Below are 14769 nucleotides of genomic sequence, written 5' to 3' on the forward strand. Positions count from 1 at the left end.
CCAGTTCTCTTTAAGAAATGCCAGCACCGAATTTTTTCTCCCATAATTCAACCTGTTTTTGACAGTCAACACAGCGTTCAAACGCCGGATTAATGGCAAGCCGGGCGGGATCAATCGCGTCGCCACAGTGACAGCAAATGCCGTCTCCTGTCTGAATTGGCCGCTCAACATGGGCTTTTAGAGCTAATTCCCGCTGACATTGTTCTACTTCACAGGCTTTATCAATCAGTCTGCTCATTTTGTTGTTTTCCCCGTTGTTGGTCGGTCCATGCTTTGATTGCCGACAGCTTTTGCGCCAGTTCCTGGCTCCATTGCCCGTATTGGCTGGCGTGAGTCAGCAGCGCATGCGGCTCCCCGGAACGGGGCATCGGCGGTTTCGCGGGCAGTTGTAACAGCTGGGAAGGAATTGCCGGGCAGGCTGAAATCACCAGGGGCGGCGTGGCGGTAACCGAGAGCGGCTTGGTAGAGCCGCAACCCGTTAGGGCCAATGCCGGTGTAAGCACTCCCATCACGCCTAAGAGCCTCAGGAATACTTTGCTCAATACGTTGCGTGGTTTGTGATAAGCGCGTGATAGCGGCGTATAAGTCATTTGATATCTTTTCGTTTGCATGTTGCTGTGCCTGCTGTTTTTCAATCAAATCGTGCAGTACGCCGGCATTTAATTCGGCGGTGGCTTTTTGTGCCCGATAAAAAGACAGTTCTGCTTCTTTGCGGTTTTCAATTTCCTGATTGATTTGAGGTTGCAAACGTGATTCGGCCCACCTATCCCCTAGCCAAATGCACAGTGAACCCCATACCACAATGAGCCAATAACGTCGGATAAGATTAATCACGGGCAAACACCTCGCGGTTTTCTGTCACATTGAGTTCTTTGTCACGCTTAATGGCGGCTTGTTTTGATGCCTGAGAATGCGTAACCCAGGCGGCGAGATAGCCGACGAACAGATATTCATCCATCTTGCCGGCAAGCGCACACCACAACAGAACGGCTGTACTGGCAACAAATGCCCCAAATAAGGTGGTATCAGAGGTTGAGAGGCGACCGGTTGCCGGGTTGCTGATAAGCTGCTTTAAGTGCGCTAACATACCGGCCCCCTGTCGCATTCAGCCCGCAATAAGCGGATATCTTGAGCAGAAACGGATTGCCAGCCCCGGCAAAATAGCGATTGATAAGTGGCGTTATAGCTATAAATTGGAATGTCGCTGATATCGTTGCCGGCCAATGCTTGCTGTAAACAACGTTCCCGCCCGGCTTCATAGATACCGAGATAGCGCGGGTTACGCAATTCAGCAATTTGTCTTTTTAATAAATAGTCTGAAATCGGCGGCGGCAGCATCACAACACCTCTAACACCGCAGGCGTCAGCTTATCCAGGCGGTTAAACCAGCCGTCAAGAAAGACTTTTTGTGTCGGGTTCACGGCAATAATACGGGCGTAAGCCAGTGCACGCCGATTCAGTAGTCGGATAAACAGATATTGCGGCGCAAGGGTTTCGACGGCATTGAGGGTGCCAGGGCCGATAACGCCGTCATCCCGGACACCTACTGCACGTTGTAATTGCTGTACGGCGGGCTTGATGCCGTGCTGAACGGCGGCATCAAATACCGCCAGCGAGATACCTGCCGGTAACTTATCGCAACCGGCTTTCAGCCAGAAATCCCGGTAATAGATTTCGGTGGCATCGTCTTCGGTTAATGCGGCAATATTGAGGTGAGGGTAGCTGCGCTGACTGATACCCAATTTTGTCTGGCCGCCGGTGTCGTTGGGGTTATTGACATAGCCGCCCTCTACGGACAGTAAGTAATGGATAGCATGGATAAAGGAAACGCTGTAACGGTAAGTCATGATAGCTACCTTTGTTGATAATCGGTAGCTCATCATCATGTTTTAGGCGGGACAATTGGGTTTGTGGGAGGTCAAACAAACCCCATCAGAACAGGTAGATTACTTGAAAAGCTCACCTTGATAACGTTTACGATGGAGCGCTAATTGCTGACGCAGAATAGCATATACCGTCGAATGGGTAAGGTGATATTTTTTTGCTAACTGCACAACCTCACCGCGAGAACAACTCCACTCATTAAATAACTGGTTATCACGTAATGCGATTTTTAATGTGTCGCCAGTGGGTAAATAAACAGCTCTGCCACCATAATAATGGGCCAAAACGCCCGCAAGTTTACTAGCTGACAATCGCGTATCTTTTATATAACCTTGGCGTTGTAACTCAGTGCTAAATAAATCAATGATATCAGCAAGTAGCTGCGGCCAACGTGCTTGTAGCTCTGTTTCTGGTATATCATCTAATTGATCTAATATTTGTCCCAATTCGTCATAATTATCGGCAAAAAGTGATAGGTTTTTCATATCGACAACCCGTTTAATAGCTCAAGTGAAAATACCAAATAAAGAGTCCACTCAATATTGACAGAATTAAAATCCCCAAGCTCTTATCGCTTTTAACCGGATTATCTTGTGCAACAGACAACAATGTTTTCCTTCGAATAAGATACAAAGGGAGAAAGATTATTGTTAGAACTAAAGTCAATGTTCCCCACCAAATTGGTGAACGTCCATGAACTTTTTGTTGTTCATCGCGGTATGGACCAATAAGATTGTGGCATGCATCAAAAAACACCCAGAAAGAACATGCAATCGGCACTAATGTAAAAAAGTAATCGCTATCCATTTAACCCTCCAGCTTGTTGCTCTAACCACTCTTTGCCTCCTGGTAGTGTAACTAAATCAATACCGTATTGCTGCATTTGTTTAAAATATGAGTCACGACTATCAGAACCTGACACTTGTTGTTTCTCCCGTGTATTGATATTGCTGCTTTGTGCAAAAACTTGTTCGGCTGACTGATAGACAGTTTTCAGGTAGTTGTGGTTGGATAACGGTTTCTTGTCTCCCTGTGCCCGTTTTTCACGGATGCGTTCAACGGTTTCACTCAAGGCGTGAGCCAGTACCCGACTGGGTTTGTAAAGCGCCAGCACTTCCCCGGCCAGTTTTAATGCCCGGCTATTGGACAGGTTTTGTTTCTCACGGCGAAATAAGCCGATATAGGCCACCAAATGCCGGGCACAACTGCCCGGTAATTCAGACAGCATTTTTAATAACTGACGGCTGGCGTCATCTTCACATAACGCTTCTAAGTGCCAGTCTGAGTGGCAAATTGGGCAACGGGCTATTTTCATGATGATTTCCTCATATTAAAGGCGTGACATATCGCATCGTATCCCCGGCGTGCCGGCAGTGGTTGTTTGCGGACAGCCATGCCTTCTGTCATCAGCCTGATATGCCATTTTTTCAAACTCTCAATAACTGGATAAACCAGTGCGGGGGTTAGCCAGCCGACTTCTGCGACCCCGGCACCATTGACTTTAGCTGTTTGTCGCATCACAAATTTATTCAATGCTGACTCTGAACCATCATCAATAAACCCCTGCTGATACATGGTGATCCAAATGGCCCGAATTTTGTTAATTTCTGCTGTGCGCACACGGCCTTTAACATGCTGATAATCAGGTTTAAAACGGCGTTTAAATCCCCGTCCAACAAACGCCGCATACACCTGTTTTAATTCATGATGGGACATATCACTGCATGATGTTTTCCCGCCGGTTGCTGTCGCCAGGGCCGCGCAATAAGTGTCATCGTCAAGCTTAAGCGTCGTTTTGGCGATATGAATAAGACGAATGAGCTGTTGTTTATTCATCGTTCATTCTCCCACGCTGTTGGCGACTTCGGATAGAATTGAGCACGATAAAGCCCCGGCTCTTAATAATGCCCTCCTCCCGTAACTGATTGAGATACCTGTTACCTTCTAACGTGGTGACGCCAGCTAATACTTCTACTTGCACGTTAACCATAACGGGTTCTAGATGAGTAATACTGACACCACCGGTCATTCCCTCAAATGATACCACTATGTTACCATGTCCTAGTTTCCACGCAGCAGAACGAGTTACAACATGCCGGATATTATCTTTGTCAATAAGTGAAGAATAATAAAACTCAGAACCTATCGGGTATTTTTTATTAAATTCTTTTACAGTCATTTTTGAAGATAAATAGTGATTCATTTTTTCTATTTCCTGTTTTTGGCGTAAGCGCGCCCCTGGCGGGTTTACGCCATATTTAAACCGTCTTTAATTTTGTGGTGTGTTAAATCACGCTGGAGTTAAATAATCTATTCTGACAAAATAAGGTTCAGTACTAATTTCAACTACCGTGCAATGGGTTAAGTCTTTCGCTTTATCCACTGTCTTAACCAGCGTTCCACCACGTAATATTTTGTTGGGCTGATAGATAAAACTGCCACCAACCCGATAACGTTGATTAAACTGTGTTGCTTTCATATCAAACCCCGGCGATATCCAATGGTATCGGTTTATACTGGTCAGTATCCCCCACACGTTCATAAACCCGAATATAGGATTTACTGCCGATAACCTGCAAGGCTTCGCCGATGGCAACCATCGCTTTATTCCAGCGCTCGTCATCAATATCCAGCCGACGCAGTGCCAGAACACGACCCGTATTGATATCGCCCTCTTTGTCGGTGGAAAACGCCTGATTAATTAGCGCATGAATTTCAGGACGCGCACCCTCTGTCCAGTCTACAAGACATGCATCAATCAGGGATTTAGCCGCCTGCAAACGCTCATCAAAAGCAATACGGTCCTGCATTGCACGTTGAATTTTAAAACGGCCATCATAAGAATAGAGTGTCACATTGCCTTTTTTCCCGCCTTTCGTGGCACCGTATTTCTCTGCTGACAAATCAACAAAAGCCTGGATATCAGCAAAAGCACGCAGCTTCAACTCAGCTAATGCCGAGTTAACCGTGATGGCCTGCTCAACGATTTCTCCGACTAAATTATCCCGTTCCAGGTCAATCGCTTTGATGATACTGACGGGCGTCAGTACGCCTTTAACATCGACCCAATAACTCTCCGGTGCCTGCTGTGTTGTGTATTGTTTAGTGGACATGTTGATTAACCTCCTGAGTGTGAAAACATAAATCGTATTGCTGCGCGAGGTGATGCTTAATAACCTGTACCAGCGCCATGACCTCTTGCTTTTCATTGGCTGTGTAGACAGCGCCGCCTGACGCTTTAACGTCATGCATTAATTTCCCCTGATGAGTGGTAATAACAATTTCGATTTTAACAGCCATATATTCCCCTAATTAATGTAATGATTCCGACCAAAAGACCTGACAGCCGCAATGTACAAACATCCCCTGCCGATAATCACTATTGCGCCCCAGGTATCGGTAAGTAGCCTTGCCGTTACGAATTAACTGCTCACAATGCTGATGCCGGGCAATTTGAATACGCGGCGCACTATCCCGTATCATGATACTCATCACAGTAAACCCCTGTTCTGTCAGCGCAGATACCGCATCGCCAGCACGATTAAATACTGAAACCAGTGAATCCTTTGTCATAATGTCGCCCCCTCTAAATCTTTAACCGCCGCGCGGATATGTTTCTCAGAAAGTAGTTCGTTGTTGCCTTTGGCAAACATGGCTGCCAGTCGCAGGGTATGGGATACGGTACGCAGTGCGCCGGGACGTTCTGATAACTGCTGAACTAACGCGCGTTCCTGTTGGCCCAACCCCCAAGCCTCAGCAATGGCGATAACGTCATCTTTTTTGGTTTTCAGTATGGCGACTTTTTTCGCTATCCGGCTGAACAGTCGTGCAAAGTCCACACTGCGGGAACTGCCGCCAGTCAGCCGGGCATAGACTTGATGATTGCCGACCAGCGCCAGACCAATACCGGTCTCCTCCTGCAAGATGCGCAATTCCTCTAATACCGGATAATCAAGATGGTCGGCCTCATCAATCACCAATAACCCCGACGTGCCGCGCAATTTTCTGCGTACTGCCCGCCCCAGCTGACCCGCCCGGCGTGGCGCATCTCCCAGCCCCAGCTCCAGGGCCAGCTCGTACAGGCATTCGCTCAGGCTGGCGCGGGAGGGTGACACGGTGATCAGCCACACGTTAGGGCGCTCAGCGACAAACTGTTGCAAGGCTTTGGTTTTACCGACTCCCGGACTGCCATAGATGACACTGATACATTGCGCCAGTTGAGCATATTGCAACGCGCTCCAGATTTGCCGCACAGTCTTCGTCTGGACAAAATCCGGGGCGGCCGGCATTTCATTGGTACGCTTGCTGCGGTTCTCCAGCCAGACAGACAATTGCCCGGCCACTTTGCTGTTATCACCTTTGTAGCTTTCATTCATAAACTGAGATAACGCGGTACTGGATATGCCACTTTCGCGGGCGACATTGCTGTAAGTCAGGCCGTCACTTTCAACAATGGTTCGGATAGCGGCACGAACGTCAGCCAGCTCTGTTTGTGTTTGAGTCAACGCGATAATATTGGTCATCGTAGTCTCCTAAATTAAATTGTGTTTTTCTGCTGTTGCTCATGCAGTTGTACCACGGCATTTTCAAACGCGTAGTCATAATCGGTGTCCGGCTCAGTCTGTGCTTCAACCTGTACACGCCGCAGGGTATTACCCGCCGGGTGATAGATTTCGACTACCCGACTTTCAGGCGGTGCTGGCGGCACGGTTTCCGGCATCAGTTCCGCGACTTCCAGCGCGGTCATGCGGCGCTGTGCAGCAGTGGCTTCTTTTGTGCGCTTAACAAACCGGGTCCGGTTACGGTCATGCTCACGAGCGGCCTGGGTATCACCAAACCCGGATTTTTCAATGCAGGTGGCTTCACAGATAAAACGTCCGTCCAGGGTGTAACACAGCACGGAGTCATGCAGTGCTGCCGGGTCAAAACGGATAACAATTTTGTTAGGCTTAACCCCCAGTAAATGCTCGTGATAGTAACGGTTTTTACGAGACTGTATTTTGCCGCCGGCATTTAAAGTAAAGGTGCCATTGGTGACCGTGACAGCTTCACCCGGTAACAATAATAAATGGCGTTGCTCTGCTGTTGCCTTGCGTACTGTGCTTTCTTGGTAGCTCTGTTCAAACGCATCATCAAACGACCCTTTACCAAGGCACACCTCTGTATCGCGCCCTTGCCGACGGTTCCAGAATGCAATCCCTTCGGCAAGGGCGTTTAAAAATGTTTCCGCATCAACAACCCGGTCACCATAATTATCCGGCTTTGCCATCGGGTTAGCGCCGGTATAAGCCCCAGCTAAAGCGGGATGCTTATCAACCACTTCACCCAGCCCCCCATGAGAGAATGCCCGTTCAACTGGTTTGGCCTGTCCATGACCTCGACCAAATAGCACGCTCGTCCAATGCAGCTGAATGCCCAATAGCGGAATGATGCCTTTAGGGTCATCTTCTTTAACTTTGAATCGATAGCGGTTCGGTACACCGCCAGTCATCCATTTGTTGGCCGCGGCGCGCGTGTTATCAATAGTGATGTGTTTGGGAATGCCGTATTGCTCAATCACATCAGCCAGTGCCAGGCGGATACTGTCGCTGTTCTCGGACACATCAGTCCGCCAGGCTAGAATCTTGCGGGTACGGATATCTTGCCAAATCCACGTCTTGGGCCGGATAACCTCACCGTTAAACCATTTAACAAAAACGTTATGCTGATAACCGTCGCCGTTAATCCATTCCATCGCATCCAGTTCAAGCACAGTGCGTTCTTGCGCGGGATAAAGCCGCATTAATGCGTGCTCACCCTGCCGCAATAGCACCACCTGTTCGGCTGGTACTTCACGTTCAAGCTTCCGCCGCAGGGATGACAGACTCGGTATTATCCAGCCATGTGCCGCAGCCACTTCCTCAAGGCGGGCATAGCAGGTCCGCAGCGCCGGTTGCTCCGGGCGCAGATAATCCGCTAAGAAGAAATCCCAGGCCGCAGACGTACAATCAGCTTCTTTCTTCTTACGGGTTGACATACTGTGACCATGTTTACCCACTAATGCTGCCAGCCAGTCAGAGCGGTCAAAAGGTTTAGCCTGGTAGTACCAGCGGCGGATGCTCGCAGGAGGAACCTGTAGCGCATCACTGACAGAATCAAATGCGGTCAGTGTGTCGATACCCGTTTCAATCATCCCCGCCACGGCAATCACGGCCTCACACTTTTGGCGTGCTTTTTCACGCTGCTTATTGCTTGCAGCATTAAATTGTTGCCAGAGTGATTCCCGGCAGTAGCTTTCAGTCTGACGTTGTTTTATTTCAAACTGGCGATCGTTAATTTCTATCGTGCCTTGTTTTTTCAGTATTGCGGCACGGGCGACAGGAGGCAGGCAATTAATATGAAACTCAAATGCCTTAGAACCTTCACGCTTACGGACCATCTCTGTTGTTGCATTTTTCTTTAAGCGGTTAGAAATGTTAAAAGGGGCTGTTGGTAAATTCGGTAGCCCGACACACTCTTGCGCTGTAACCCAAATATCCATCAGCTTCATACTCCCTGACATTATGAATTTTGATAACGACTCGGCCAGATAACAGCCGGATCAACACCGATTGCCTGAGCAATCAATCTTTCCCCCTTGGGCCAAGGGCGAACTAGCGCATTACGCAAAGTATCTTTAGCCAAACCGGCGCTGATAGACAATGCGCGTAGATTTGTGCCGCGTTTTTCTAATGCTGCGCGAATATCTGCACGATGCCAATCTGCTTGCTTGCTTGTCTGCATTGTGAAATCCTTATAAGTTTATCGGCGTGGATAATCACTGCTGATTATCTGTGTGAGTATGAATATAGCGTATAAAAACACGCTTGTAAACATCATTGCGTGTTTTTATACGCAGTGGTTTATTTTCAACAAACCTTTTGTTTAGCCTGTAATGGTGGGATTTATGACTGAAAAATATAATGAAGGAATAAAAAACACAGATCATGTTTTTCTTGAGAGTGTAATAACACGCTTTGGGGAGAGGTTATCCACCCTCATTAATGGAGAACCATACAAGTCATTTGCAAAAAAGTGCAATATGTCTGACAAAGCGATAAGGGACTATGTGAGTGGAAAAACATACCCAGCTTTAGATAAGATTGCTCATATAGCAAAAGTCACGGGATGCTCATTTGAATGGCTAGTGACAGGCCACGATATCAATGAACAAACAATTACTGAAACCCAAGAAATACGCACGGCTGTTACACCAGAGCAACAACAATCATGGCTATCCATATTAGGCAGAATGACCCCATCAGAAAGAGAATCGGTTATTGACAGGGTTTTCAGACAAGGCATTAGCACATTACTAGTACCTCCCCAGACAAGTACTCAACAACAAGAGTCGCAATTTCCATGGCCGGAAGACCTGCCTGCCAAACTAGGGGTATCTAACAACTCATTGGCGTTTGCTCAACTGTATGCATCTTTAACTGATGAACAACGACAGAGATTTTTGGAGTCTATCAATGACAAAGAACACGTCCCGGCAAACCACAACAAAATGAGCAGCAAAGCAGGTTAACATGGGCTAAAGTAGCCTATGTTTTAAAGCGTATTTAAAGATGTTTTAAATGACTGATAGTGTGCGTCCTGGTTTTATTAAAATAAATGGCACAAAAGCGGCAACCACAAAAATTTTCTCATTTTAGTTAGTCTGCCCGTTAGGGCAGGGATAAACTTATCACACCCACTCAACACCGTACCAGCGCTGAATTTACACCCGTGAATTCCCGTTTATTTTGACCAATTCCCTATTTCTTTTTGTTTCTCATTACTTGTGGTTCAATACATGAGCTGACACGTTTACTAAAAAAATATAGCATCACCATCCGCATGCCGACACAAGTACCACCCGCGATTGCTCGTTCTTTCGAACTTCTGTATCCAGTCATAGGTATCCTGTTAACCGTTTATCCTGCCAGCTTGCTATTGCAGAGTGAATTCAATCTACTCATTCCCGCTGCCATAATGCAGATGTTCCAACCCCTTATTTCCGTCAGTGATACTCTGCCTGCCATTATGCTGACACTATTCATTGCTAACCTACTGTGGTTTGCTGGTATTCATGGCGCCAATATCGTTACGGGCCTGGTGACACCTATTTTTATTGCCAATCTTGCTACCAATGCAACATTAATGGCGCAAGGTATTGCACCAACACAGATTCTTACCGATCCTTACTGGTCATTTTATGTATGTATTGGCGGTTCTGGTTCTACTCTGGTTCTAGCTATTCTTTATCTGCGTAGCCGTTCTATACACTTGCGTACAATCGGAAAACTGAGTGTAGTTCCAGTCATGTTCAATATTAACGAACCTCTGTTATTTGGTTCACCGATTGTTATGAATCCAGCCCTATTTATTCCGCTATTGGTTGTACCATTAGTTAATGCAGTATTGTCCTACGGCGCTTTGCATCTTGACATTGTACATAAAATGGTCGCCATCTCCCCCTGGACCACTCCGGCCCCCCTTGGTGCAATGATTTCTGCCGCCTGGGATTACCGCGCGGCAGTGCTGGTTATCATATTAATAATAATCGATCTATTCATCTGGTATCCCTTCTTCAAAATTTATGAAAAGCAATTAGTCAACGAAGAAAGTAAACAGCAAGAAAGCACGGAATCCATCGAGGTAAAAACTCGATCTCAACCATAATCGGAGGATTCACTCATGGATTTGGAACAAACGATCATAGAACTACTGGTTCATGCCGGGAGCGCACGCAGCCATGCACTGATGGCACTACAGCATGCCAGAAATGGTAACTTCCAAGCCGCACAAACAATGATGGATGAATCCCAACAGGCAATCAAAGAAGCACACACTATTCAAACTACCCTGATCGGATTAGATGAAGGCTGCGGTAAATTGCCTGTCAATCTCATCACTATCCATGCGCAAGATCATTTAATGAACGCGATGGTTATTCAGGATCTTGCCAGCGACATGATTGAACTTTACCACCGAATGTCGTTACAGGAGAAAAATATATGAAACAAATCAAAATAGCCGTTATTGGCGGCGGTAGTAGCTACACACCTGAATTAGTCGAAGGGCTTATTCAGCGCCACAAAAGTATTCCACTATCTGAATTGGCATTAGTTGACATTGACAGCGGAAAACAAAAAGTAGAAATCATCGCTGCACTTACCCGCCGTATGTTAGCCCGTCATGGCCTGGAACAAATTATCGTCAGCGTACATTTCACACCAGATAATGCAATTCGCGGTGCCAGTTTCATTTTGACTCAATTACGTGTTGGCCAACTTCCAGCACGCGTTGCCGACGAGCGTCTGGGATTAAAATATGACTTGATCGGCCAGGAAACTACCGGCGTAGGTGGATTCGCCAAAGCATTACGCACCATTCCCGTTTTGCTGGATATCGCCCACCGAGTTGAGCAACTTGCACCAGAAGCGTGGGTTATTAACTTTACCAATCCAGCTGGGATCGTTACCGAAGCAATTTCCCGTTATAGCAAGACAAAAGTTATTGGCCTATGTAATGTCCCGGTCACAATGCATCACATGATAGCCAATATACTGCAACGTCCCTACCAAGATGTGCAACTGCACTTTGCGGGACTTAATCACATGGTCTGGGTACATCAGGTGTTAGTCTCAGGGAAAAATGAAACTCAGCGGGTGCTTGATATGCTATGCAATGGCGCCGCCTTAACCATGAACAATATTAAAGAAGCGCCCTGGCCTCCACCACTACTCAAAGCATTAAACGCAATCCCTTGCCCTTATCATCGTTATTTCTATCAAACCCGCAATATGTTACAGGAAGAGCGCGAAGCCGCAGCCAAACAAGGCACGCGAGCAGAACAGGTCATAAAAGTAGAACGGGAACTATTTGAACTATATTCTGATCCAGAACTTACCCACAAACCAGAACAACTTAGTTTCCGTGGTGGTTCATTCTACTCAGAGGTTGCCCTGGATCTAATTTGCGCCATCCATAATAACCTCAACAGCCAAGTAGTGGTCAATACTGCTAACCACGGTACTATTCGAGGTTTGCCGGATGATGCAGTCATTGAAACCAACTGTATTATTAATGCGGAAGGCGCTCATCCACTAACATTTGGTCGCCTGTCCGACAGCATGTATTCTTTGACACAACAAATAAAAACCTACGAGCGTTTAACGATTAAAGCAGCAGTTCATGGCGATCGTGACGCTGCACTATTAGCACTAATCACCAACCCACTGGTTGCCGATGCAGACATTGCTTCACCACTACTGGATGATGTATTGGCAATCAATCGTGATTATTTGCCACAATTTCAATAAACAATCTAAGTCTGGTTAATTAATTTGAGAATAGACATAAAATTAAAGCGATATCCGTTACTTCTGACTAACAGATATCGCTAATTGACTTTTATAACCTCTTTTTTTGCGGCGCTGCGCGCATTTATCTTTCACGCTAAGTTTGCACAAGAGATTCTGTATTATACTACGCTGAAATCAATTGATTGAAAAATACCAAAAATAACAGTTTCAACACATTGAAATTTTGAGAAATTCTATGTCTTTTAAGATAGAGAACTTGGGATTTGGCGAAGCACATATCTCAGACTTTAAGGTATCTGGCGTGGAATATACCTTGATTATAATGGAAATTATCTCAAAGGGAGATTCCTCTGTCGTTTTGCTTGAAAATTACAAACTCGGCCTAAGTCGTTTTTTTGAAGTTTCATTTGATACAAAGAACAATTTAAACAGTAACACACTATTTGCGAGGCATCCCACAAATAACCATAATCAAATGATAGGGATTATGTACGAAGTTGAAAGGCTGATTAACGAGCACTATAATGCGGTTAGTCCTAGTGGATACATTTTGCTAGCCGCAGATGAGCGACTGAATAGGGTCTATAAACGATATATTAATCGATTTGTGACACAAAACGGTTTTACCATGACAGATAGATTAGATCCAAACGGGAGGGGTTATGTCATACATACATAATAAACAAGCTGAGAAAGAAAAGCTTGAACTCGAACAAGCTATAAATAAAAAGGCTGAACGTATGAGAGCTGCTTACAACGCCCTAAAAAAATCCGAAAAAGAGGGTACTATTCAGTATCTCAATGAAAAACGAAACTGGTACGTAGTTCGATAATCATTTAAAAAGGGGCTTTTTGCTCCTTTTTCATTCCATAACAACCAGGCTAATTAATTATACCCGTCATCTTTCAAGTTTCCTCTTTGTTGGCTGCGCTCACCCCGGTCACAGAGTTATCTATGCTCCCGGGAATTCGCTCCCTTGCCGTCGCGATACATCTTGAAATCTATAAGGTATATACTCAAGACACTTCAAAGTGCATGTTTGAAAAACGATTATGTTGTTGAATTTAAATGTTTTTATGTCTGACAACTCAAGCATCTTGAAGTTCATTCGGTATATATTATTAAAATGACAATTAATTTAAGTCACTTAAAATAACCAGTAAAATATATTCTTTCACTGGTTATTTAAAACTCTCTTAACGATTATCTATTAAAAAAGAAAGCGACGTTATTTATCTCGCTTAACAGACTCAACGGAAGATTCAATATATTGTGCTTCGGGACGAATAATACTAACCAGGCGAAAAATCAAGCTCATACCAATCCCTACAATGGTTGCCAGCGCCATACCTTTAAGTTCAGCAACACCAATATTAATTTTCGCGCCACTGACACCAATAATAAGAATAACGGAAGTCAGGATCAGATTTTGTGCTTTATTGTAATCCACTTTGGAATCAATCAACACACGAATACCTGATGCACCAATAACCCCATAAAGCAACAGCGAAACACCGCCCATTACTGGAACCGGCACGGCCTGAATTGCTGCCGCCAGTTTACCAACACAAGAGAGCAGAATCGCCAGGATTGCCGCACCTCCAATAACCCAAGTGCTGTAAACCTTGGTAATTGCCATGACACCAATATTCTCACCATAAGTCGTATTAGGCGTTGAACCAAAAAAACCGGAAATCACGGTTGAAAAACCATTTGCGAACATAGAACAATGCAATCCAGGCTCTTTCAACAAATCTTTCTTCACAATATTCGCTGTTACAACTAAATGACCCACATGTTCCGCTATAACAACCAGTGCCGCAGGTAGAATCGTCATAATGGCGAACCATTCAAAACGTGGCGTATAGAAAGTGGGCAATGCAAACCACGGCGCTTCACGTACTGGTGTTAGATCGACTTCCCCCATCAAAAATGCCAGTGCATAACCCACCAATACCCCAATCAGAATTGGGATGATAGCCAGGAATCCACGGAACATAACGGAACCAAGGATAGTCACGGCCAATGTGACCAGAGAGATTATCAACGTTGTTGTATTAACGTCAGAACCCTCTGCCGGACGCAGACCCGCCATTTCAGCCGCAACCCCCGCAAGCTCCAAACCGATAACGGCAACAATGGCCCCCATTGCCGCAGGTGGAAACAGCACATTAATCCAGTTCCGTCCTGCCACTTTCACAATCAGCGAAACCAAACAAAACAACACACCGCATACAATAAAACCACCCAAAGCCAATTCATATCCTAATGGCAACAGCAATAAGACCGGCGAAATAAAAGCAAAACTTGATCCCAAATAAGCCGGAATTTTTCCTTTACAGATAATCAAATACAATAATGTACCAATACCGTTAAATAGCAGGATCGTCGCCGGGTTGACTTTAAACAGAATCGGCACCAATACCGTCGCCCCAAACATAGCAAAAAGATGCTGTAAGCTCAGCGGAATGGTTTGTAAAAATGGAGGCCGTTCATCTACCCCAATAGTGCGACGGGTCATTTATTTATCCTCTTTAAATGCATCACGAGCCA

The 14769-nt window shown here is 45.6% G+C and carries 24 protein-coding genes; 6 read left to right on the forward strand and 18 right to left on the reverse strand.

Annotated features, from left to right (window positions below):
- Window positions 1-10: 10 nt before the first annotated feature.
- From BO26_RS23915 to BO26_RS04485, 17 genes are all read right to left on the reverse strand, one after another.
- Window positions 11-238: a TraR/DksA C4-type zinc finger protein gene (locus BO26_RS23915; protein WP_036769195.1), complete on the reverse strand. Its 228-nt coding sequence runs from the start codon at window positions 236-238 to the stop codon at window positions 11-13.
- Entirely contained in the window at window positions 235-834 is a 600-nt protein-coding gene (locus BO26_RS04410; RefSeq protein WP_036769198.1) for a hypothetical protein, read from the reverse strand. The genes BO26_RS23915 and BO26_RS04410 overlap by 4 nt, the downstream gene beginning before the upstream one ends.
- Window positions 827-1087: a hypothetical protein gene (locus BO26_RS04415; RefSeq protein ID WP_036769201.1), complete on the reverse strand. Its 261-nt coding sequence runs from the start codon at window positions 1085-1087 to the stop codon at window positions 827-829. Before BO26_RS04415 ends, BO26_RS04410 begins: the two co-directional genes overlap by 8 nt.
- A complete protein-coding gene (locus tag BO26_RS04420; protein ID WP_036769204.1) occupies window positions 1081-1338 on the reverse strand; it encodes a hypothetical protein in 258 nt (85 codons plus the stop codon). Before BO26_RS04420 ends, BO26_RS04415 begins: the two co-directional genes overlap by 7 nt.
- Window positions 1338-1847, reverse strand: coding sequence for a glycoside hydrolase family 108 protein (locus BO26_RS04425; RefSeq protein WP_036769207.1), 510 nt, complete (start codon window positions 1845-1847; stop codon window positions 1338-1340). Before BO26_RS04425 ends, BO26_RS04420 begins: the two co-directional genes overlap by 1 nt.
- 99 nt (window positions 1848-1946) lie before the next feature.
- Window positions 1947-2369: a Mor transcription activator family protein gene (locus BO26_RS04430; protein WP_036769210.1), complete on the reverse strand. Its 423-nt coding sequence runs from the start codon at window positions 2367-2369 to the stop codon at window positions 1947-1949.
- Window positions 2370-2382: 13 nt separating this feature from the next.
- On the reverse strand, window positions 2383-2691 hold the full coding sequence (locus BO26_RS04435; RefSeq protein WP_036769213.1) for a hypothetical protein: 309 nt from the start codon (window positions 2689-2691) through the stop codon (window positions 2383-2385).
- The gene (locus tag BO26_RS04440) at window positions 2684-3199 is read right to left on the reverse strand and encodes a hypothetical protein (protein ID WP_036769216.1); all 516 of its coding nucleotides are present in this window, start codon (window positions 3197-3199) and stop codon (window positions 2684-2686) included. The genes BO26_RS04435 and BO26_RS04440 overlap by 8 nt, the downstream gene beginning before the upstream one ends.
- Window positions 3196-3720, reverse strand: coding sequence for a gp16 family protein (locus tag BO26_RS04445; protein WP_036769219.1), 525 nt, complete (start codon window positions 3718-3720; stop codon window positions 3196-3198). The genes BO26_RS04440 and BO26_RS04445 overlap by 4 nt, the downstream gene beginning before the upstream one ends.
- Window positions 3713-4087, reverse strand: coding sequence for a hypothetical protein (locus BO26_RS21490; RefSeq protein WP_051690871.1), 375 nt, complete (start codon window positions 4085-4087; stop codon window positions 3713-3715). Before BO26_RS21490 ends, BO26_RS04445 begins: the two co-directional genes overlap by 8 nt.
- 87 nt (window positions 4088-4174) lie before the next feature.
- Entirely contained in the window at window positions 4175-4363 is a 189-nt protein-coding gene (locus BO26_RS04455) for a hypothetical protein (protein WP_036769223.1), read from the reverse strand.
- A gap of 1 nt (window position 4364) precedes the next feature.
- Entirely contained in the window at window positions 4365-4997 is a 633-nt protein-coding gene (locus BO26_RS04460; protein ID WP_036769227.1) for a DUF3164 family protein, read from the reverse strand.
- Entirely contained in the window at window positions 4987-5184 is a 198-nt protein-coding gene (locus BO26_RS04465; protein WP_036769232.1) for a hypothetical protein, read from the reverse strand. The genes BO26_RS04460 and BO26_RS04465 overlap by 11 nt, the downstream gene beginning before the upstream one ends.
- A gap of 12 nt (window positions 5185-5196) precedes the next feature.
- A complete protein-coding gene (locus BO26_RS04470) occupies window positions 5197-5457 on the reverse strand; it encodes a hypothetical protein (RefSeq protein ID WP_036769235.1) in 261 nt (86 codons plus the stop codon).
- Entirely contained in the window at window positions 5454-6407 is a 954-nt protein-coding gene (locus BO26_RS04475) for an AAA family ATPase (protein WP_051690872.1), read from the reverse strand. The genes BO26_RS04470 and BO26_RS04475 overlap by 4 nt, the downstream gene beginning before the upstream one ends.
- A gap of 14 nt (window positions 6408-6421) precedes the next feature.
- The gene (locus BO26_RS04480) at window positions 6422-8404 is read right to left on the reverse strand and encodes a transposase domain-containing protein (protein ID WP_036769414.1); all 1983 of its coding nucleotides are present in this window, start codon (window positions 8402-8404) and stop codon (window positions 6422-6424) included.
- A 20-nt stretch (window positions 8405-8424) separates the two neighbouring features.
- Window positions 8425-8646 carry a helix-turn-helix domain-containing protein gene (locus BO26_RS04485; RefSeq protein ID WP_036769237.1) on the reverse strand — a complete coding sequence of 74 codons (222 nt, stop codon included), beginning with the start codon at window positions 8644-8646 and terminating at the stop codon, window positions 8425-8427.
- 163 nt (window positions 8647-8809) lie between these two features.
- Here BO26_RS04485 and BO26_RS21495 point away from each other — a divergent pair, with 163 nt between their 5' ends.
- The 6 genes from BO26_RS21495 to BO26_RS23395 all read left to right on the forward strand — a co-directional run bounded on the left by BO26_RS21495 (window position 8810) and on the right by BO26_RS23395 (window position 13048).
- Window positions 8810-9433: a helix-turn-helix domain-containing protein gene (locus BO26_RS21495; protein WP_051690873.1), complete on the forward strand. Its 624-nt coding sequence runs from the start codon at window positions 8810-8812 to the stop codon at window positions 9431-9433.
- 224 nt (window positions 9434-9657) lie between these two features.
- Window positions 9658-10569 carry a PTS sugar transporter subunit IIC gene (locus tag BO26_RS04495; protein ID WP_420864682.1) on the forward strand — a complete coding sequence of 304 codons (912 nt, stop codon included), beginning with the start codon at window positions 9658-9660 and terminating at the stop codon, window positions 10567-10569.
- 15 nt (window positions 10570-10584) lie between these two features.
- Complete coding sequence (locus tag BO26_RS04500; protein ID WP_036769239.1) at window positions 10585-10908, forward strand: PTS lactose/cellobiose transporter subunit IIA; 324 nt, start codon at window positions 10585-10587, stop codon at window positions 10906-10908.
- Window positions 10905-12212 carry a 6-phospho-beta-glucosidase gene (locus BO26_RS04505; protein WP_036769241.1) on the forward strand — a complete coding sequence of 436 codons (1308 nt, stop codon included), beginning with the start codon at window positions 10905-10907 and terminating at the stop codon, window positions 12210-12212. The genes BO26_RS04500 and BO26_RS04505 overlap by 4 nt, the downstream gene beginning before the upstream one ends.
- Window positions 12213-12450: 238 nt before the next feature.
- On the forward strand, window positions 12451-12894 hold the full coding sequence (locus BO26_RS04510; protein ID WP_036769243.1) for a hypothetical protein: 444 nt from the start codon (window positions 12451-12453) through the stop codon (window positions 12892-12894).
- Window positions 12878-13048, forward strand: coding sequence for a hypothetical protein (locus tag BO26_RS23395; protein WP_157835526.1), 171 nt, complete (start codon window positions 12878-12880; stop codon window positions 13046-13048). Before BO26_RS04510 ends, BO26_RS23395 begins: the two co-directional genes overlap by 17 nt.
- Window positions 13049-13444: 396 nt before the next feature.
- On the opposite strand, the gene uraA is transcribed toward BO26_RS23395, so the two are convergent.
- Window positions 13445-14737, reverse strand: a complete 1293-nt coding sequence (gene uraA / locus BO26_RS04515) for a uracil permease (RefSeq protein WP_036769245.1) — start codon at window positions 14735-14737, stop codon at window positions 13445-13447.
- Between the last annotated feature and the right edge of the window lie 32 nt (window positions 14738-14769).

The organism is Photorhabdus australis DSM 17609, from assembly GCF_000711895.1.
Classification (GTDB): Bacteria; Pseudomonadota; Gammaproteobacteria; order Enterobacterales; family Enterobacteriaceae; genus Photorhabdus; species Photorhabdus australis.